Origin of the sequence: Labrenzia sp. OB1 (genome assembly GCF_001624695.1) — a bacterium.
In the GTDB taxonomy this organism is placed as follows: Bacteria; Pseudomonadota; Alphaproteobacteria; order Rhizobiales; family Stappiaceae; genus Roseibium.
The window spans coordinates 93567-112541 of the sequence record NZ_JSEP01000017.1; the positions used below are offsets into that span (position 1 = coordinate 93567).

The 18975-nt window shown below is 60.1% G+C and carries 15 protein-coding genes; 1 reads left to right on the top strand and 14 read right to left on the bottom strand.

The window, feature by feature from the left end:
• Nucleotides 1-151 precede the first annotated feature (151 nt).
• The 7 genes from ligA to OA90_RS20305 all read right to left on the bottom strand — a co-directional run bounded on the left by ligA (nucleotide 152) and on the right by OA90_RS20305 (nucleotide 10614).
• Nucleotides 152-2305 carry an NAD-dependent DNA ligase LigA gene (gene ligA, locus OA90_RS20275; protein ID WP_068416515.1) on the bottom strand — a complete coding sequence of 718 codons (2154 nt, stop codon included), beginning with the start codon at nucleotides 2303-2305 and terminating at the stop codon, nucleotides 152-154.
• 374 nt (nucleotides 2306-2679) lie between these two features.
• A complete protein-coding gene (gene recN / locus OA90_RS20280; protein WP_068416518.1) occupies nucleotides 2680-4350 on the bottom strand; it encodes a DNA repair protein RecN in 1671 nt (556 codons plus the stop codon).
• A gap of 127 nt (nucleotides 4351-4477) precedes the next feature.
• Entirely contained in the window at nucleotides 4478-5290 is an 813-nt protein-coding gene (locus tag OA90_RS20285; protein ID WP_082837172.1) for an outer membrane protein assembly factor BamD, read from the bottom strand.
• A 261-nt stretch (nucleotides 5291-5551) separates the two neighbouring features.
• On the bottom strand, nucleotides 5552-6496 hold the full coding sequence (gene lpxC / locus OA90_RS20290; protein ID WP_068416523.1) for a UDP-3-O-acyl-N-acetylglucosamine deacetylase: 945 nt from the start codon (nucleotides 6494-6496) through the stop codon (nucleotides 5552-5554).
• Nucleotides 6497-6750: 254 nt separating this feature from the next.
• Nucleotides 6751-8532, bottom strand: a complete 1782-nt coding sequence (gene ftsZ / locus OA90_RS20295; RefSeq protein ID WP_068416635.1) for a cell division protein FtsZ — start codon at nucleotides 8530-8532, stop codon at nucleotides 6751-6753.
• 115 nt (nucleotides 8533-8647) lie between these two features.
• Nucleotides 8648-9970 (bottom strand): cell division protein FtsA, encoded by a 1323-nt coding sequence (gene ftsA / locus OA90_RS20300; protein WP_068416531.1) that lies wholly within the window; start codon nucleotides 9968-9970, stop codon nucleotides 8648-8650.
• Nucleotides 9967-10614 carry a cell division protein FtsQ/DivIB gene (locus tag OA90_RS20305; RefSeq protein ID WP_068416638.1) on the bottom strand — a complete coding sequence of 216 codons (648 nt, stop codon included), beginning with the start codon at nucleotides 10612-10614 and terminating at the stop codon, nucleotides 9967-9969. The genes ftsA and OA90_RS20305 overlap by 4 nt, the downstream gene beginning before the upstream one ends.
• Here OA90_RS20305 and OA90_RS29595 point away from each other — a divergent pair.
• On the top strand, nucleotides 10552-10704 hold the full coding sequence (locus tag OA90_RS29595; protein WP_244274681.1) for a hypothetical protein: 153 nt from the start codon (nucleotides 10552-10554) through the stop codon (nucleotides 10702-10704). The two genes, OA90_RS20305 and OA90_RS29595, sit on opposite strands and share 63 nt — an antisense overlap.
• A gap of 164 nt (nucleotides 10705-10868) precedes the next feature.
• Here OA90_RS29595 and OA90_RS20310 read toward each other — a convergent pair whose 3' ends face one another.
• The 7 genes from OA90_RS20310 to mraY are packed head-to-tail and all read right to left on the bottom strand — an operon-like array spanning nucleotide 10869 to nucleotide 18969.
• A complete protein-coding gene (locus tag OA90_RS20310; RefSeq protein ID WP_068416534.1) occupies nucleotides 10869-11795 on the bottom strand; it encodes a D-alanine--D-alanine ligase in 927 nt (308 codons plus the stop codon).
• 1 nt (nucleotide 11796) lies between these two features.
• Nucleotides 11797-12768, bottom strand: a complete 972-nt coding sequence (gene murB / locus OA90_RS20315) for a UDP-N-acetylmuramate dehydrogenase (protein ID WP_068416537.1) — start codon at nucleotides 12766-12768, stop codon at nucleotides 11797-11799.
• A 12-nt stretch (nucleotides 12769-12780) separates the two neighbouring features.
• On the bottom strand, nucleotides 12781-14181 hold the full coding sequence (murC, locus tag OA90_RS20320; protein WP_068416541.1) for a UDP-N-acetylmuramate--L-alanine ligase: 1401 nt from the start codon (nucleotides 14179-14181) through the stop codon (nucleotides 12781-12783).
• The gene (gene murG, locus OA90_RS20325; RefSeq protein WP_068416544.1) at nucleotides 14178-15284 is read right to left on the bottom strand and encodes an undecaprenyldiphospho-muramoylpentapeptide beta-N-acetylglucosaminyltransferase; all 1107 of its coding nucleotides are present in this window, start codon (nucleotides 15282-15284) and stop codon (nucleotides 14178-14180) included. The genes murC and murG overlap by 4 nt, the downstream gene beginning before the upstream one ends.
• Before the next feature lie 35 nt (nucleotides 15285-15319).
• Nucleotides 15320-16477, bottom strand: coding sequence for a putative lipid II flippase FtsW (gene ftsW / locus OA90_RS20330; protein ID WP_068416546.1), 1158 nt, complete (start codon nucleotides 16475-16477; stop codon nucleotides 15320-15322).
• Nucleotides 16478-17878, bottom strand: a complete 1401-nt coding sequence (gene murD, locus OA90_RS20335; RefSeq protein ID WP_068416548.1) for a UDP-N-acetylmuramoyl-L-alanine--D-glutamate ligase — start codon at nucleotides 17876-17878, stop codon at nucleotides 16478-16480.
• A 5-nt stretch (nucleotides 17879-17883) separates the two neighbouring features.
• Nucleotides 17884-18969, bottom strand: a complete 1086-nt coding sequence (mraY, locus tag OA90_RS20340; RefSeq protein ID WP_068416551.1) for a phospho-N-acetylmuramoyl-pentapeptide-transferase — start codon at nucleotides 18967-18969, stop codon at nucleotides 17884-17886.
• Nucleotides 18970-18975 lie beyond the last annotated feature (6 nt).

An 18975-nucleotide genomic window follows, 5' to 3' on the forward strand; every position in this document is an offset into this window, starting at 1 on the left:
AAAGTTCAGTCAATTCAAGATTGAAGATATATACAATAAAATCATTGTTATTTTTGCCAAGTCATGAATTCGGAAAATTCAGAGCGACAAATTCGACAGGATTCCGACCTGCTTCCCCAACGAAATTCATAGTCAACGGCGAGCGACGCGGTCACCCGCCAACCAGATCGAACCAGTCGTCTTCGGATATGACCTCGACTTCCAGTTCCTGCGCCTTCTTAAGCTTGGAGCCGGCTCCCGGACCGGCAACGACGAGGTCGGTCTTCTTGGAGACTGATCCGGACACTTTCGCCCCGAAGCGTTCCGCCATGGCCTTGGCTTCGTCGCGGGTCATACGTTCAAGAGAACCGGTAAAGACCACGGTCTTGCCGGCGACCGGCGAGCCGGATGCATCTACCTTTTCCGAATCCTTCGGGGTCACCTCAGCCAGCAGTTTGTCCAATTGCTCGCGGTTGTGGGCCTCCGCGAAGAATTCGACCAGCGCTTCGGCAACGATATGGCCGATCCCGTCGATGTCGTTGAGTTCGGCCCAGGCCTCGCCGGTCTCGTCATGGGCAGCCTGCATCGCCTGGTAAAACGCACTCCAGGACCCATAGGCCCGCGCCAGCAGCTTGGCGTTGCCCTCACCGACATGGCGGATACCCAGTGCAAAGATAAAGCGGTTGAGATCGATGTTCCGGCGGACATTGATGGCTTCGAACAGGTTCTTCGCCGACAAAGCGCCCCAGCCTTCGCGGTTGCGCAACTTGGTCAGGGACTGCCTGTCCCGCTCCTCCAGCGTGAAGATCTCCGCCGGCGTCGTCACAAGTCCTTCCTGGTAGAATGCATCGACCTGCTTGTCGCCGAGTCCTTCGATATCGAAGGCATTGCGGGAGACGAAGTGCTTGAGTTTTTCGCTCGCCTGCGCCGGGCAGATAAGCCCGCCTGTGCAGCGGCGCACCGCATCCTTGCGGCCGGTCTTCTCGTTTTCCTCGCGCACAGCGTGACTGCCGCAGGCAGGACAGACGGTCGGAAATTCGTAGGGCTTCGCGTCCTCGAGACGTTTGTCCAGATCGACATCGACGATCTGCGGGATGACGTCACCCGCCCGCTGGATCTTCACCGTGTCGCCAATCCGCAAGTCCTTGCCGCCACGAATGGGTTCGCCGTCCTGTCCGATCCCCTTGATGTAATCCTCGTTGTGCAGCGTCGCATTGGAAACGACCACGCCGCCCACGGTGATCGGTTCGAGCTTGGCGACGGGCGTCAGAGCGCCGGTGCGGCCCACCTGGATCTCGATATCGTTGAGAAGCGTGAAGGCCTGCTCGGCCGGAAACTTGTGGGCGATGGCCCAGCGGGGAGAACGGGAGACGAACCCCAGCCGCTCCTGCAGATCCAGCCGGTCGACCTTGTAGACAACACCGTCGATATCATAGTCGAGTTCGGCCCGGCTTTCCTCGATGCCGTGATAGACCGCCAGCAATTCGTCGACGGTTTCACAGCGTTTCATCAACGGATTGACCTGGAAGCCCCAGGCCCGCATCCGATCGACCATGCCCGACTGCGTGTCTTCCGGCAGCGCAGTCATCTCTCCCCACGCATAAGCGAAAAAGCGTAGCGGCCGAGAAGCGGTGATTTCCGGCTTGAGCTGACGGAGCGATCCCGCGGCCGCATTGCGCGGATTGGCGAAGACCTTGCCGCCATTGGCGGCCATGCGCTCGTTGAGCGCCTGGAAGTCCTTGTGCGCCATATAGACTTCACCACGCACCTCCACCACGTCCGGAACATCACCGGCGAGCTTCTTCGGAATGTCGGCAATCGTTCTGGCATTGGCCGTCACGTTTTCACCGGTGGTACCGTCGCCCCTGGTTGCCGCGTGGATGAGATCGCCGTTTTCGTAGCGCAGGGACAGCGACAGGCCGTCGATTTTCGGCTCGGCCGTGACGGCCAATGCCCCCATCAGCGGATCGAATTTCAGGAAGCGGCGCACCCGGCCGACGAAGTCGCTTACATCCTCGTCGCTGAACGCATTGTCCAGCGACAGCATCGGCATCCGGTGCGTGATCTTGCCGAAGCCGGACACCGGGGCCGCACCAACCTGATGTGACGGGCTCTCTGCGAGGATCAGACCCGGAAACCGCGCCTCGATGTCCGCATTGCGACGGCGCAACGCGTCATAGTCCGCATCAGAAATCGTCGGGGCGTCTTCCTGGTGATAGCTCCGGTCGTGCCCGGCAATTTCCGTGGCCAGACGTTTCAGCTCCACCTGAGCTTCTTCCTGGGTGAGATCCTCGATGCCAATCCGGGATGTTGAGCTGTCGGTCATGATGTCTTCGCGGGCCTGAGTGGAATGCCGGTTTTATACCAAAGAGTATTGATTATGACCCATCTGATGGCGGATTTCCGTCTGCCGGCAAGGCGCATCGCGTCGCGCGGTCCGGTTGACCGGGCGAGCGGTGCAACGAAATCCGGCGGGCGTAAACGGGTCACCGAAGGTCGCGCTCGGACGCCCTTCGCACGACGTTGCGCGTCTTGTCCGAGAAACCGCACCTCCCCGCGACACACGCCTGACCGAAAGGCCTCCAAACGCGGTCAGACGAGTCATGATGAACACTCTTTGGTATTAACCGGATACCGGAACCAAACCCGAGGCTCAAGAGTTGATAGTGCATGCGCCCGGATAAGGCTGCGGCGGGATCCTTATCCTGCCGTTTCCGTAAGCAGCTTGCCCGCCGCGGCACGCGCTTCGTCCGTTATGACGCTGCCGGCCAGCATGCGCGCGATTTCCTCGCGGCGATGGCTTTCGTCGATCCGTTTGACCCGCGTTGCGACACGGTCCGCTTTCATCGCTTCCTTGGCGATCAGGAAATGACCTTCCGCACGTGCCGCAACCTGCGGCGCATGGGTTACCGTCAGCACCTGAACCTTGTCCGCCAGGCGCGCCAAACGCAGGCCGATAGCTTCGGCAACCGCGCCGCCAACACCCGTATCGATCTCGTCAAAGACCAGGGTTGGGGCAGAACCCTTGTCAGCAAGCGACACCTTCAACGCCAGAAGAAAACGCGACAGTTCCCCTCCCGAGGCAACTTTCATAATCGGACCGGGGCGTGTGCCCGGATTGGTCTGTACGTGAAACTCGATCTGATCGATACCCGACCGGCCCGTGGTTTGCGGATCGCTTTGCATTTCGACGATAAACCTGGCGCGTTCCAGCTTCAGGTCCGGCAATTCCGCGAGCACCACCTTTTCCAGCGCCCGCGCCGTCTTGCGCCGCTTTTCCGAAAGGGCAGTTGCCTTCCTGTCATAATCCGCCCGCGCCTTGGCCGCCGCCTCGGAAAGAGCGGCCAGCTTGTCCTCGCCAGCATCGAGATCGGCAAGATCCCCGGCCATGCGCTCACGCAGCATCACCAGATCATCCACAGGCACTGAATACTTGCGCGAGGCCGCGCGCAGCGCGAACAGGCGTTCTTCCACTGCTTCCAGCTCACGCGGATCGAACTCCGTCTCACGCAGGGCGCTCTCAAGGCTGGCACGTGTGTCCTCAAGAAGGTCCAGCGCTTCAGCAAGCGTGCGCACAGGCGGCGCAAGGAGAACCGGAACCTGATCGGCCTTGCGCTCGAGGCGGCGCAGCAGGCTTGCAAGTTCGGGGATAGGCGAAGCCGATCCATTCAGTGTTTCGAAGGCCTCATTCAGGTCTCCGGCGATCTTTTCCACCTGCATCATATCCGTGCGTCGCGCAGCGAGCTGATCCTCTTCACCTGCCTCGGGCCGCAAACCGGACAGTTCATCCACCGAAGAGCGCAGGAAATCGGCTTCATTGCGCGCAGCCTCAATCCGTTTCTCGTGGTCGGTTACTGCTTTTTCCGCTGCCTTGAAGGTTGAAAAAGCCTTCCCCACAGTCCCGCAGTCGCCGACAAGCCCGCCGAACACGTCGATCAGCGCCCGGTGGCTTTCCGGATCAACGAGAGCACGATCATCGTGCTGTCCATGGATTTCCACCAGCAGGCCGCCAGCCTGGCGCAACAGGCCCGCACTGACCGGTTGGTCATTGACGAACGCCCGCGTCCGTCCATCGGCGGTCTGGATGCGGCGCAGGATGATATCGCCATCATCATCAACATCGTTTTGCTGCAAGAACGCACGCACTGGATGGGCGGCGACCACGTCGAAAACAGCGGTCACCTGTCCCTGAGGTTCGCCATGACGGACCAGATCCGCGTCTCCTCGGGCTCCCAGAGCCAGCGACAGGGAATCGAGCAAAATCGATTTTCCCGCACCGGTTTCGCCGGTCAGAACCGACATTCCAGCGGAAAAATCAAGATCAAGACGGTCTATTAGAACGATGTCACGGATAGACAGCGTGACCAGCATGAAGGGAAGCTCCTAAGGGCATGGCCTACGGTTCGGCGCGATCCACCATATAGGAGAATCGGGTCGTCTTTCCAGAGCATGTTTGCGCTTGTCTCGCTCAAATGCTTCCAGATGAGTGAGACACGCTCTAGATACTTTTGAAGGCGCGGCTGATCCAGCTTCCGCTGTCTTCGGAAGGCTGGTATCCACCCTTGTTCAACAGCGAATAGGCGTCCTTATACCACTGGCTGTCCGGATAGTTGTGTCCGAGTACCGCCGCAGCAGTCTGCGCCTCGTTCACAACGCCAAGCGCATAATAGGCTTCCGTCAGACGAAACAGCGCCTCTTCCACATGCCGCGTGGTCTGATAGTCGACGACCACGGTCTTGAAGCGGTTGATGCCGGCAACGTAGTTGCGCTTTTCCAGATAGTAGCGACCGACCTGCATTTCCTTGCCGGCCAGCTGATCCTTCACGATCCGCAGCTTCTGTTCCGCATCCGGCACATATTCGGATTCCGGGAAACGCTGGACGAGTTCGGTGAACGCGCCGGCTGCTTTCCGGGTGACGGCCTGATCGCGGGTGATGTCGGGCATCTGGCGGAAATAGCTCTGGCCGGCGAGATACAGCATATAGGCGGAATCTTCGTCGCCCGGATAAAGCGTCACAAATCGCTTGGCCGCCGTTATCGTCTCGGTGTATTTGCCGCGCGTGTAATTCAGGTAGGCGAGGTTGACGAGCGATTTCTTGGAGTATTCCGAATAGGGGTAGAGCTTGTCCAGCTCCTCGAACTTCTCGGTGGAATCACGCAATTTGCCTTGAGCACGCAACGCGAGGCCTTCGTTGAAGAGAACTTCCGGTGGCGTGTCGTTGAGGGCAAGGTCGTCGAGATCGTCCTTGCCTCCGCAAGCCGCCAGAAGCAGCGGTGCGGCCAGGACGGCCAGTCTCAGGAAGAATTTCATACCCTTGGTTCCGCTTGCTTCAGAACCAGTGTCCATTCCGTTCACGCCTATACTCCCGGGCCGCAGCGGCCCAACCGGCCAGTTTTAAGACGGCCACGTATTTCATCGACAGGAGTGTTTAGCGGAAAGCACCCGTCCCCGTCACGTCCTCATCGGCCATCTGACGGATTTTTTAAGCAAATTTGTGGCAGGCCGTCCAAATTGTGCTGATTTTCGCCGAATTGAAAAACGGTCGTTTGCGAAAAACAGCAGGGGACACGATCAGGAAACGTCCGGCCCGAAGGCTGCAGACGCGGCCAGGCCGCCCTTGTCCACCTGACCGACCTGACGGAAAGCCGGGGCTTCGACGATTTCGAAAGCGCTCGGGTCTTCAAACAGTTTGACCAGAATGGCGTTGTTCATCTTGTGGCCGCCCTTGTAGGAGCGGTAAAGGCCCAGGATAGGCAGTCCGGCAAGGGCAAGATCGCCAACGGCATCCAGCGCCTTGTGACGTGCGAACTCATCCGGCCAGCGTGTGCCTTCGGGATTGAGAACCTTGTCTTCGGAAATGGCCACGGAGTTTTCCAGCGAAGAGCCAAGAGCAAAACCCATTTTCCAGAGCTGCTCGACATCCTTCACATAGCCAAAGGTCCGTGCGCGGGAAAGTTCGTCGCGGAACACCTGCGGCGTCAAGTCGGACACGAACTGCTGCCGGCCGATCAGCGGGGTGTCGAAATCGATCGTGATGTCGAACTTGGTCCCGTCGTAAGGATGCAGTTCACACCAGGCACCGCCATTGTCGACACGAACGGTCTTCTTGATCTTGAGATACCGGCGGCCGCGGTCAAGCTTCTTGAGTCCAACCTGCTCGATCGCCTCGACGAATGCCGAACTGCTGCCGTCCATGATCGGCATTTCCGGTCCGTCGATCTCTACAACGAGATTGTCGACGCCCATGCCGACGAGTGCGGCCATCAGATGTTCTACAGTCGCGACACCTTCGCCGGCGGGATCGCCAAGCACCGTGCAAAGAGCCGTTGAGGAAACCTTGTTCCATTGAGCGGGAAGCTCCGAGGAAGTTTCCTTGTCGGTTCGGGTGAACACAATCCCCACACCAGTTTCGGCTGGCACCAATGTGATCGACACGGGCTTGCCCGAATGAACACCCACCCCGGTCAGGGTTACCTGATCGGCGAGTGTTGTCTGTCGATCGACATAAGTTGTCATATGTTCTGCCCTTCCGGTTAGCGATCGGAAATAGCCCGGGATTTACCCACTGAAGGTTACGGACTTTTAACGATCACGATTTCCGGGAAGATAATCCCGATGCCGAAGAGAGCGAAATAAAGCTTTATTACGGTTTGTAACGATACACAGCTTCGCAAGATGCTGAAATAATAGGCCAATTCCGACCTAAAAGAAAACAGCCCGAAGCGTGAGCTCCGGGCTGCTGCGATCAGGGAAGATAATCGCGTGAGGAATCAGTTGGCCTGACGGCGGAGGAAAGCCGGAATTTCCAACTGTTCGTCATCAGTCGTGGTAACCGGCTTGGGTGCTGCCCGGCCAGTGCCGTCCAGCTGGCCAGCCGCGCCCTGGGTGGAAGGACGTTGCTGAGGCGCGCGCGGTGCGGCCTGTTGCGCAGGCTGCAGCTGCGGTGCGGACCGGGTAACCGGAGCCTCCGCATCGAGCTCATCCTCCTCGTCTTCCCGGCGGCCGAGGCCACTGGCGAGACGGCGCAGAAGACCCATCGGGCGCCGGTCTTCCTCATCATGCTCCTCGTAGCCTGCGGCAGGTGCTGCAGGCTGCGCCGGGGCTGCGGAAGCCTCGTTTGCCAAAGGTTGCCGGGCGGGGCTTGCAGTGGTCTGCTGTGCCCGCAACTCACGCTGGGCGATAGGCGGAAAGTCCTCGACCCGCGGCATGCGCGAATTGGTGGTGTGCTCCTCGGCAGCCGGCGGAATATACGGCTTGCTGAGCGGTGCATCCTCGACGACCTGTGCAGGCGCTTCCCCATCGAGATCCATCATCGCGGCCTTGCCGGCAAGAGCGGCGCTCGAAGGCTGTACGCGCTTGATCTCCACATCCGGATCGCTGGCGACGGACACCGGCTGAGGGTCCGGAATTGCCAGTTCTTTCTCCAGGCTGGCAACTGCCTTTGCCGCAGCGTCCATGGCATTGGCTTTTTCAGCGGTTGCCGCCGGCTTCGCCGTTGTGAATTCCGGGATACGCGCGGGTGCAGGCATCTCGGCATTCAGGGATTGGGCTCCTGCGGAGGGAAACGTGTTGGCCGCGAGGGCTTCCTCCTTGTCAATGCCGGTCGCCACGACCGAAACCCGGATGATGCCATCGAGGGTTTCATCGAATGTCGCTCCCAGGATGATATTGGCGTCCGCATCGACTTCCTCGCGGATACGGGTCGCTGCCTCATCCACTTCAAACAGCGTCAGATCGTTACCGCCGGTGATGGAGATGAGAAGGCCCCGGGCCCCTTTCATGGAGGATTCGTCGAGAAGCGGGTTGGCAATGGCAGCTTCAGCCGCCTGCTGCGCGCGCTTTTCGCCACTTGCTTCGCCCGTGCCCATCATTGCCTTGCCCATGCCGCGCATAACGGAACGAACGTCGGCAAAGTCGAGGTTGATGAGACCTTCCTTCACCATCAGGTCGGTGATGCAGGCAACACCGGAGTAAAGCACCTGATCGGCCATCGCGAAGGCGTCGGCGAAAGTGGTCTGTGCATTGGCGATGCGGAACAGGTTCTGGTTCGGAATGACGATCAGCGTGTCCACGCTGCGCTGCAGCTCTTCGATACCGCTGTCCGCGATCCGCATCCGGCGGGCGCCTTCGAACTGGAACGGCTTGGTCACAACACCAACGGTCAGAATGCCCTGTTCGCGTGCCGCACGGGCAATCACGGGAGCCGCACCGGTACCGGTGCCACCGCCCATGCCGGCGGTGATGAACACCATGTGCGATCCGGACAGATGGTCGTTGATCTCGTCGATCACTTCCTCGGCCGCGGCTGAGCCGACTTCCGGCTGAGAGCCAGCGCCAAGACCTTCCGTGACCGCCACGCCCATCTGGACGAGGCGTTCGGACTGGTTCATGGCCAGCGCCTGGGCATCCGTGTTGGCGCAAACGAAGTCGCACCCCTGGAGGCCTGCTGTGATCATGTTATTGACGGCGTTTCCGCCCGCACCGCCGACGCCGAAGACCGTAATCCGCGGCTTCAGCTCCTGAATGTCGGGCATCTTCAGGTTGATGGTCATATTATCCTCGCGACCCAATGGCGCCCCCGATACGGGAGTGGCCTCTTCTTCCCTAATCTTCTCCGCCATTGCTGGCAGCACAAATTCCTGGCTTTCGTCTTCTTGGCTCATGTCGTCAGAAGCTTTCCCTGATCCACTGGCCCACACGGGCCAGATAACCAGATTGCCCGCCCCACCCAGATCTCCGGTTCTTGTGTTCGAACTGTTCGATTTGAGCGACTTGCGGATAAATCAAGAGGCCGACCGCGGCGGCAAATGCCGGACCTTTGGCAGCCTCGGGAAGACCGGCGACACCAAGTGGCCGGCCAAGACGGACGTTGCGCCCCAGGACGTGACGCGCAACTTCTCCAAGACCCGTGAGCTGACTTGCACCCCCTGTCAGAACAATCTGCTTGCCTACCCGACCGGCAAAACCGGAGGCAGTCAGGCGATCTCTCACGAGTTCTAGGATTTCTTCCACACGCGGGCGGATGACCCGGGTCAGCGCCGAGCGCGGGATCTGGTTCGGCAGGTCGCTGTCGCTTTCCAGCGGCGGCACCGTGAGCAGGTCACGATCGTCCGAGCCGGAAGCCAGCGGCGAGCCATAAAGGGTTTTCAGGCGCTCCGCATCCTGGAGGCGGGTCGCGAAGGCGCGGGCAATGTCGGTGGTGACGTGGTTGCCGCCGACGGCAATCGCGTCCAGATGCACCATGTGACCGTCCACGAAGACCGATAGGGTCGTCGTGCCGCCGCCCATGTCGATGCACGCAACTCCCAGCTCCGCTTCATCGTCGACAATGGTGGACAGCCCGCTGGCAAAGGGTGTCGCCACCATGGTTTCAACGTGAAGATGGCCACGGTTGATGCAGAGTTCCAGATTGCGTACAGGCGGCACTTCAGCTGTGACAACCTGCATTTCGACACCGAGCTTGTGCCCCATCATGCCGCGCGGGTCACGAATACCGCGACTGCCGTCCAGCGAATAGGAGATAGGCAATGCGTGCGTGACCGCCCGTCCATCGGTGACCGAGTGACTGGAGCCGGCGGAAAGAACCCGCTGGATATCGGCCTCGGACACGCTGTCGCCAGCCAGCGGCACGCCGGCACTGTAGATTTCGCTCTGCAGACGGCCGCAGCTGATATTCGAAATAAGCGATTCCACCGTCACGCCGGCCATCCGCTCCGCGCTGTCGACCGCCTGACGAATGGCCTGTTCGGCCGCGTCCATGTCGACCACAACACCGGACTTGATGCCGCGCGAGCGCTGATACCCATAGCCGAGCACTTCCACCTTGTGGGATCGGCTCGACAGGATCGACTTGTCGTCCCGCGGCACAAGCTTTGCGATCAGGCAGCAGACTTTCGTTGAGCCCACGTCCAGCACAGACATGATGACCGCGCGCCGCGTTGGAAGCGGCCGCATTTTTGGCAGATAAAGGTGGCTGGAGGAGCGGCTCATGTATCGCGCTCCTTCTTGCCGGACTGTCCCTTGCCGCCGGTCATGACCTTGCGCTGCTCGGCAGCTTCGTCCGACAGTCGGACTGTCACCCGATCGGCGAGACGCAAATCTATCGCCATGATATCGCGCGACAGCAGACCGCTTTCCTCATCCATTTTCACCAGGTCCGCCAGAGCGGCATGAATATTGTTTTCCGGCAAACGGATGGAGATGCCGTTTTCAAGCTGCAGGTCCCAGCGCCGATCGCTGACCAGAAACGCCGCGCGCACACGCGGCCGCAGCTCTGGAACGGCTGACAGAGCCGAATTTATTTCCACCGCCCGGCGCTGTGCTCCGTGATTGACCACGAGAAGAAGGTTTGCATAACGGCCATCGACATCGTCGGTGATCACGTCGCCTGATTCGTTGATGATCGAGACCAGGTCGCCCCGCTGCCAAAGAGCATAGGGAACCCGCTCCTCGATGCTGATCTGAAGCGTGCTCGGATAGAGCTTCATGACAGAGGCGTTCTTCACCCACGCCATGCGGTTCAAACGCTCACGTGCCCCTGCGGCATCAAAGAGTGCCAAGGATGTGCCATCATGGATTTCGAGCGCTTCGAGGATCTGGAACTCGTCGATTTCCCGCTGGCCGGAAAGCTTCACGGCTTCAACACCAAAGCCTGCGGCGGACAGCAGCGCATCGGAAACGATCCGGCCATGTCCCCCTATGACTATTCCATAACTAATTGTTAAGGTTAAGAAACCCAGCGCAGCAGCAGAACCTGCCCACTGCGGCAATTCCATGAGGCGCCCGGCGGCGCGCCAGACAGGCTGACGATGCAAACGCGCGACACCACGCCCGCGCGGAGCCAGTTCGGCCTCCAGGCGGGTAAGAGCATTGCGTTTATGTTTGCGTCCTAGCGACAGCAACTTGCGTCCTCAACCATCCAGCTAACCAGGTCCCTGAAACTCATCCCCTGATAGGCCGCCAATTCCGGCACAAGAGAGGTAGGCGTCATGCCTGGCTGCGTGTTTACTTCGAGACAAATCAGGTCTCCGGAGCCGTCTTCCCGTTCGTCGAATCGGAAATCCGCACGGGAAACACCCCGGCAATCCAGAGCCTGATGGGCCTTGACTGCTAGTGTCTCTATGTTTTGGTAAACAATCGGTGAAATTTTCGCAGGAAGAATGTGTTTTGAACCGCCATGTGCATATTTCGCTTCATAATCGTAGAAGCCTTGCCCCTGCGGAAGAATATCTATGATGCCAAGTGACCGGTCATTCATGACAGCACATGTCAATTCCCGGCCCGCGATGAATTTCTCGCACATCAGCACCTCAGGAAAGGGCCAGTCATCCCGGCTCAGCTCTTGCGGCGGAAACTCTTGATCTTTCTGGACAATCAATACGCCGAAGCTGGAGCCCTCGTTGATCGGCTTGAGCACATAAGGCGGCTTCATGGGATGTTCGCGAAGGATGTCGCGACGGTTCACGATCACATGTTCGGTTACCGGGATTCCGGCTGCCGCCATGACCGCCTTGGCCTTCACCTTGTTCATCGCCAGGCTCGATGCCATCACGCCGGAGTGCGTATAGGGGATGTTAAGAAACTCTAATATTCCCTGAATGCAGCCGTCCTCGCCATAGGGGCCATGAAGGGCATTGAAGGCAACATCGGGCCGCAGATCCCGCAGGACGGCGGATATATCCCGGTCCACATCGATACGGGTCACCCGGTAGCCGGCTTCTTCCAGGGCGTCGGCGCATTCCTTCCCGGTTGACAGACTTACCGGCCGTTCGTTGACCCAGCCTCCCATCAGAACGGCAACATGTTTTCCGGCCATATTACGCAGCCTCCTCTTCTTCACCCAGAAACGGTTCGACAGGACCATCGGGTCCGAACCGTCCCAGCCGCTTTATTTCCCATTCCAGTCTGATACCGCTGTGCTGCAGGACTCGCGCCCGCACGGTTTCGCCGAGCAGCTCCAGGTCGTGTCCGGTGGCATCGCCGGTGTTGATCATGAAATTGCAGTGCATTTCCGACATTTGCGCACCGCCGACCGTCAGCCCACGGCATCCGGCCGCGTCGACGGCCTTCCAGGCCGAGGTTCCAGGCGGGTTCTTGAAAGTCGAGCCGCCTGTCTTTTCCCGGATCGGCTGCGCCTTTTCCCGATGCGCGACAACATCCGCCATCTCCGCCCGGATCGACGCCTCATCACCGGGCACACCTTCAAAAACCGCGGCAGTGAAAATCAGATCATTGGGAGCCGAAGAGTGCCTGTAGGCATAGCCCATGTCGGCATTGGTCAGCACTTGGCGGTTGCCGTCACGGTCATAAGCGATGAGCTCCACCATCCGCTCGCGGGTTTCCGTACCGTGAGCGCCCGCATTCATGCGCAGGGCACCGCCCAGTCCTCCGGGAATGCCCGTGTAAAATGCAAAACCGCCAAGACCGGCCTCCGCGGCGGCTTCCGCGAGACGTTTGTCGGGCACCGCAGCCCCGGCGCTGAGCCGGTCGCCGCCAATTTTCTCGATGGCCCCGAACCCCCTGGCGCTCAGGCGTATCACAACACCTTCCAGACCGCCGTCCCGGATCAGGAGGTTCGAGCCGAGACCAACCGGAAGAACGGGAATGTCTTTCGGCAGTTTCTTCAAGAACGCTGAAAGATCCGCCTCGTCGGCCGGCTGGAACATGAGCTGCGCCGGACCGCCGGTGCGCAGCCAGGTCACAGAGGAGAGAGGCTGATTGGCTGTCAGCCTGCCGCGAATGTCTTCGCCGAGACCCGGGACGGCTTCAAGAAGATCGGGGAAACCCATTAAAAGTCTCCCTCAGAGCGCTTCGAGCTGTTTCGGCAACGCATACGCCCATTGGGTGATGTTGCCCGCTCCAAGGCAGATCACGAAATCTCCTGGTCCCGCCAGCTCCTTCACCAGCGCAGGCAATTCCTCAGGACTCTCGATGGACCGGACGTTGCGATGCCCCCGGGTTTTCATCCCCGAGACAAGATCGGTATGTGCTGCCCCCTCAATCGGCTGTTCGCCCGCGGCATAAACCGGCGCGATGATCACAGCATCGGCATCGTTGAAGCAATTCGAGAAATCGTCAAACAGGCTTGCGAGCCTTGAATACCGATGCGGCTGCATGATTGCGATGACCTTGCCCTTCGTCGACTCGCGCGCGGCATGCAGCACCGCCTTGATCTCGACCGGATGATGGCCGTAATCGTCGAAGATCTGAACACCGCCAGCCGTGCCGGTCGGGGTGAAGCGGCGCTTGACGCCACCGAAGGTGGATATGCCCTTCTTAAGCTCCTCAGGCCCCACTCCAAGCTGGGAAGCCACCGCAAGAGCGGCTGTGGCGTTGGAGACGTTATGCAGACCCGGCATCGGCAAGACCAGATCCTTCAGCTCGATTGTCTCACCCGTCCGCCGGTCGCGGATGGTGACCGAGAAAACCGACTTGCCACCATCCATCGAGACATCGGTGAAGCGGACATCGGCCTGTGGATTGGTCCCATAAGTGACGACCCGCCGGTCCTCGATCGCCCCGATCATGGTCTGAACTTCCGGATGGTCCAGACACATGACCGCAAATCCGTAGAACGGCACATTTTCCACGAACTGCCGGAAGGCGGCACGAACCCCTGCGAAATCGCCGTAGTGATCGAGATGCTCAGGGTCGATATTGGTCACGACCGCCACATCCGCCGGAAGCTTGACGAAGGTGCCGTCGCTTTCATCGGCTTCCACGACCATCCAGTCGCCTTTGCCCATACGGGCATTGGTACCGTAGGCATTGATGATGCCGCCATTGATGACCGTGGGATCGAGATGACCGGCATCCAGCAGCGCAGCCACCATCGAGGTTGTCGTTGTCTTGCCGTGGGTCCCGCCGACGGCAATGGCCTGCTTGAAGCGCATCAGCTCAGCCAGCATTTCAGCGCGCCGAACTACCGGGATCAGTTTCTCGCGGGCGGCAACCAGCTCCGGGTTGTCTTTCCGGATCGCCGATGACACGACAAGAACTTCCGCATCGCCGAGATTGTCTGCATCATGACCCACCTTGACCTCGATGCCTTGAGAGCGGAGGCGTTGCACATTGGCGTTTTCCGCCATATCGGACCCCTGAACCTGATAGCCGAGGGTCTTGAGCACTTCGGCAATCCCGCTCATGCCGATCCCGCCGATCCCGACGAAATGGACGGGGCCGATATCCTGCGGCATTTTCATGGCCGTTCTCCTTGTTCGTTGGCGACCTTTTCGACCAGGTCCGCGAGATGTTTCACCGCGTCCGGTCTTGCGATCCCGCGAGCCTTTTCAGCTGCTGTTGCAAGCATCTCCGGCGCCTCCGTGAAACGGATAATCTCCTTTGCAAGTCGCTCGGGATACAGATCCACCTGCCGGATCGGCCAGGCGCCGCCGATTTTTTCCAGAACGCTGGCATTGACAGCCTGGTCCTGATCGAGCGCACCGGGCAGCGGAACCAGTATCGACGGCCGGCCAAGTACGCTGAGTTCGCTCACCGAAGAGGCTCCGGAGCGGCACAGGACCAGGTGCGCCTGAGCAATACGCTGAGGCATGTCCTGAAAGAAAGGCGCGCATTCGGCCTGAACACCAAGTGAATCGTAGACGCTCTGCACGCGTTCCATGTCTTCCGGACGGCATTGCTGCACGATCCTGAGCCGGGCGCGTATCTCGGATGGAAGGTCTGCCAGCGCCTGGGGAACAAGGTCGGAGAAAAACCGCGCCCCCTGTGACCCGCCGAAGACAAGCAGGTTGAATTCTCCGCCGGGCAGCGGCGCTGAATACGGCAGCTCAGATGCAGCCAGAACCGCATCGCGAACCGGGTTGCCGGTTTCAACAAGCTTGCTGGCCAGATCTTCGGGCAGGTTGACGATAGGCACGCTTGTGGCAATCGCGGTTACGCCCTTGGCCAACAATCTGTTCGCACGGCCCATGACGCCATTGGCTTCATGCAATATGGAAGGCGTACCGGCCAGGCGCGCGGCATACATTGGCGGGAAGGTCGGATAACCACCGAATCCGGCGACGACATCAGGTTTGAGCGTCCGGATCACGGATCTGGCCTGAAGCGTGCCGCGCAGCAGGCTGAAGGCCGTTCTTGCAAGCGAAACAGGATTGCGGCCCCGGATGGTTTCAGATGCGATGATATGAACCTTGCGAGCCGGAAAGGCCGAGCCGTATTTGTCGGCCCGCTCGTCCGTTGCCAGTTCAACGGTCCAACCGCGCCGGAGAAGTTCACTGGCAAGCGCCTGGGCGGGGAAAAGGTGGCCACCGCTTCCGCCGGCCGTCAGGAGTACTGTTTTTGTCATAAAATCCGGCTTCTGGCCTAATGTTTGATCTGGCTTTACATCAGCGACGATGGCGACAACCTGCTCACGGTAACGGCATCACTACGGGAAGGCTGCGGTCGCCTCCGGGTCAGAGCCAGAATGGCACCAGCCGTCATGGCAGACGAAAAAAGCGACGAGCCTCCATAGGAAATGAAAGGCAGGGTCATGCCCTTGGAGGGCATGAGATGCAGGTTGACGGCAAGATTGATGGTTGCCTGCAGGCCGAAGAGAACCACAAGTCCCGCCGTTGCGAGACGGCTGAAGGCATCCTGGTCCCGTCCCGCATGATTCAGGCCGCGAATGACGATAAAGGCGAAGACGGCAACCAGCAGCAGGCAGGCCAGGACGCCGAACTCCTCGCCGACAACCGCGAAAATGAAATCCGTGTGGCTGTCGGGCAGAATGCGCTTTACCGTACCTTCTCCCGGACCGCGCCCGAACCACCCTCCCGCAAGAAAGGAATCCATCGCCGTATCGACCTGAAACGTATCCCCGGAACTCGGATCCAGGAACCGGTCCACGCGATTGGTCACATGCGGCAGGAATGCATAGGCTGCGAACAGACCGGCAATGCCGATCAGCCCAAGCGCCATAATAAGAACCCAGGAAATGCCGTTGAGAAAGAAAAGCCCCGCCCAGACGAGGCCCAGAAGCATAGTCTGGCCAAAGTCGGGTTGCGCGATCAGAAGCGCCGCGCAGATGGCGAACAGCACGAAGGCGAACAGGACGCCGGGAACCTCCCGCCGCCGGCCGCTTTCCGACAAAAGGAAAGCGATCAGCACCACGAATGCCGGCTTCAGGAACTCTGAAGGCTGCAGGGAGAAACCGGCGATGTAGATCCAGCGGCGCGCGCCCTTGGCTTCAAAACCGGCGAACAGCGTCGCCACCATCAGGACCAGAGAGACAACGAACACGATCAGCGCGGCGCGCCGGATCGCGCGCGGCGACATGAGCGACGCCGCCAGCATGACCGCGATTGCCGGCAGGAGAAACAGGGCCTGACGCTTGACGAAGAAAAAAGTCTCCACACCGAGCCGTTCGGCAACCGGCGGACTTGCGGCGAAGGACAGCACCACGCCCCCGACCATCAGCAGGCCGAAGGCCGCGAGCAGATAGTGATCCACGGTCCAGAGCCACTCGGCGAACCGGCTGCGATCAGCGCGTGACACCATCTAGGCGACCTCCTGCGTATTGCCGGTACCAGGCAAGGCACGCACCGCGTCCACAAAAGCAACGCCCCGCAGTTCGAAGTTCCGGTATTGGTCGAAGCTGGCGCAGGCGGGAGAAAGCAGAATGGCGATTTCCTCCGCCCCGTCTTCAGCCGCCTCGCGCACCGCGTCCGCCACTGCCTGAGGCAGCGTGCCGCTGACCTTGTACGGAACGCGGCCTTCAAGCGTTTTGGCGAAATCCTCGGCCGCTTCCCCGATCAGAAACGTCTTCGCGATCCTCGGAAAATACTCGTCCAGCGAGGAAATGCCGCCTTCCTTTGCCCGTCCGCCTGCAATCCAGTAGATCCTCTCGAAGCTGGCGAGGGCTCTTGCGGCTGCGTCGGCGTTGGTGGCCTTGGAATCGTTGATAAAGAGCACCCGACCCTGTTTTGCCACCACTTCCATGCGGTGATGCAAACCCGGGAAGGACGTGAAAGCCGCGGCAATCTCTCCTGCGGGGAGCTCCAGCGCCCTGAGTGCGGCGAAAGCTGCGGCTGCATTCTGGCCGTTGTGATCGCCGCGCAGGCTGTCGATCCCGCCCAGGAGCGCAACTTCGCTCTGGCTGCCGTCACGAGCTTCGATCAGACGGCCATGGCGGGCATAGATACCGCTGGTGAGCTCCCGCTCTCCGGCAATCCGGCAGACCGGCTTGCGCGCCAGTTCCAGCCGGTCGGCTATAGAAGAGGAATTAAGGTCGTCAACGCCGACAACCGCGACCTTGGACCCGGCCACAAGCCGCTCCTTGATAGCTGCGTAGTATTCGATGGTGCCGTGCCGGTCGAGATGATCCGGCGACAGGTTCATGTGTATGCCGACGGTCGGGTCCAGCGTCGGAGAAAGGTCGATCTGGTAGGAAGAACACTCAAGAACGTAGTGGCGGCCGGGTTGCGGCGGTTCCAGCTCAAGAACCGGTGTGCCGATATTCCCGCCAACCTGCACATCGAGACCCAGTTCACGTAGTAGATGACCGATCAGCGCAGTGGTGGTCGATTTGCCGTTGGTGCCCGTGATCGCGATCAAGGGCGCGTCCGGACAAATCTTGCGTCGCTCGCGGCAGAAAAGCTCAACATCGCCGATGATCTCCACACCCGCGTCTCGGGCAAGATCCACCGACCAGTGCGGCACCGGATGGGTCAGCGGCACACCGGGTGCCAAAACGAGGGCGGCGATGCCGCTCCAGTCCAGCTCGCGCAGGTCGCGGGTCTCAAGCCCCTCGGCTGCCGCCTGCCCGACCCGATCTTCATTATCATCGAAACACACCACATTCGCGCCACCCAGCTTGAGTGCCCGCGCTGTCGCCAGGCCGGACCCGCCCAGCCCGAACAAAGCGACAGTGCTGTTTTCAAATGTGGTGACAGGGATCATGCGGCTTACCTCAACTTCAGTGTGGCAAGACCGAGCAGGGCCAGAACAACCGCAATGATCCAGAAGCGTATAACCACCTGGCTTTCCGTCCAGCCCATGATCTCGAAATGATGGTGGATCGGCGCCATCCGGAAGACGCGTTTGCCTGTCAGCTTGAAGGAGATGACCTGCACGATCACCGAGACGGCCTCGAGAACGAAAAGGCCGCCAATGATGGCGAGAACGATCTCGTGCTTGGTGGCAACCGCGATGGCTCCGATCATGCCGCCGAGCGCCAGGGAACCAGTGTCACCCATAAATATGGCGGCCGGCGGCGCGTTGAACCAAAGGAAGCCGAGACCGGCGCCGATCACCGCGCCGCAGATCACGGCAAGTTCACCCGTCCCGGCGACATGATGGATCTGCAGATAATTTGCAAAGACCGCATTGCCCGAGAGATAGGCGATCAGCCCGAAGGAGGCGCAGGCAATCATCACAGGCACGATTGCGAGCCCGTCCAGGCCGTCGGTCAGGTTGACCGCATTTCCGGCGCCGACCATCACGAAAGCCGCGAAGGGAATGAAAAACAGGCCGAGATTAAGCGTGAAATCCTTGATGAAGGGGAAGGTGATCGCTGACGAGGACTGTGATGAATCGAGAATTGTTACCGCGAAGGCGGCAGCGCCCGCGATCAGGAATTCCAGCCCCAGACGCGCCTTGCCGCCGAATCCCTTGTGCGAGGACTTGGTCACTTTCAGGTAATCGTCATAAAAGCCGATACTGCCGAAGCCCAGTGTCACGCCGGTCACCACCCAGACATAAGGATTGGAAAGATCCGACCACAGGAGGGCGGCGACCAGAGCGCCGGAGAGGATCATCAGCCCGCCCATGGTAGGCGTGCCTTTCTTGGTCAGGAGATGGCTTTCCGGTCCGTCGGCACGGATCGGCTGACCATGGCCCTGCCGGATGCGCAGGCTGGAAATGATCTTGGGCCCGAACAGGAACACAAAAAACAGGGCGGTCATGATCGCGCCGCCGGTCCGGAACGTAATGTACCGAAAGACGTTCAGTGCGGAGATCTGATCGGCGAATTGCCCCAAAAAATAAAACATCAGTTA

Coding starts and splice junctions, on each gene's coding strand:
- ligA (WP_068416515.1), bottom strand. CDS start 2,305: ATGACCGACAGCTCAACATCCCGGATTGGCATCGAGGATCTCACCCAG.
- recN (WP_068416518.1), bottom strand. CDS start 4,350: ATGCTGGTCACGCTGTCTATCCGTGACATCGTTCTAATAGACCGTCTT.
- OA90_RS20285 (WP_082837172.1), bottom strand. CDS start 5,290: ATGAAATTCTTCCTGAGACTGGCCGTCCTGGCCGCACCGCTGCTTCTG.
- lpxC (WP_068416523.1), bottom strand. CDS start 6,496: ATGACAACTTATGTCGATCGACAGACAACACTCGCCGATCAGGTAACC.
- ftsZ (WP_068416635.1), bottom strand. CDS start 8,532: ATGACCATCAACCTGAAGATGCCCGACATTCAGGAGCTGAAGCCGCGG.
- ftsA (WP_068416531.1), bottom strand. CDS start 9,970: ATGAGCCGCTCCTCCAGCCACCTTTATCTGCCAAAAATGCGGCCGCTT.
- OA90_RS29595 (WP_244274681.1), top strand. CDS start 10,552: ATGGATTTCGAGCGCTTCGAGGATCTGGAACTCGTCGATTTCCCGCTG.
- OA90_RS20310 (WP_068416534.1), bottom strand. CDS start 11,795: ATGGCCGGAAAACATGTTGCCGTTCTGATGGGAGGCTGGGTCAACGAA.
- murB (WP_068416537.1), bottom strand. CDS start 12,768: ATGGGTTTCCCCGATCTTCTTGAAGCCGTCCCGGGTCTCGGCGAAGAC.
- murC (WP_068416541.1), bottom strand. CDS start 14,181: ATGAAAATGCCGCAGGATATCGGCCCCGTCCATTTCGTCGGGATCGGC.
- murG (WP_068416544.1), bottom strand. CDS start 15,284: ATGACAAAAACAGTACTCCTGACGGCCGGCGGAAGCGGTGGCCACCTT.
- ftsW (WP_068416546.1), bottom strand. CDS start 16,477: ATGGTGTCACGCGCTGATCGCAGCCGGTTCGCCGAGTGGCTCTGGACC.
- murD (WP_068416548.1), bottom strand. CDS start 17,878: ATGATCCCTGTCACCACATTTGAAAACAGCACTGTCGCTTTGTTCGGG.
- mraY (WP_068416551.1), bottom strand. CDS start 18,969: ATGTTTTATTTTTTGGGGCAATTCGCCGATCAGATCTCCGCACTGAAC.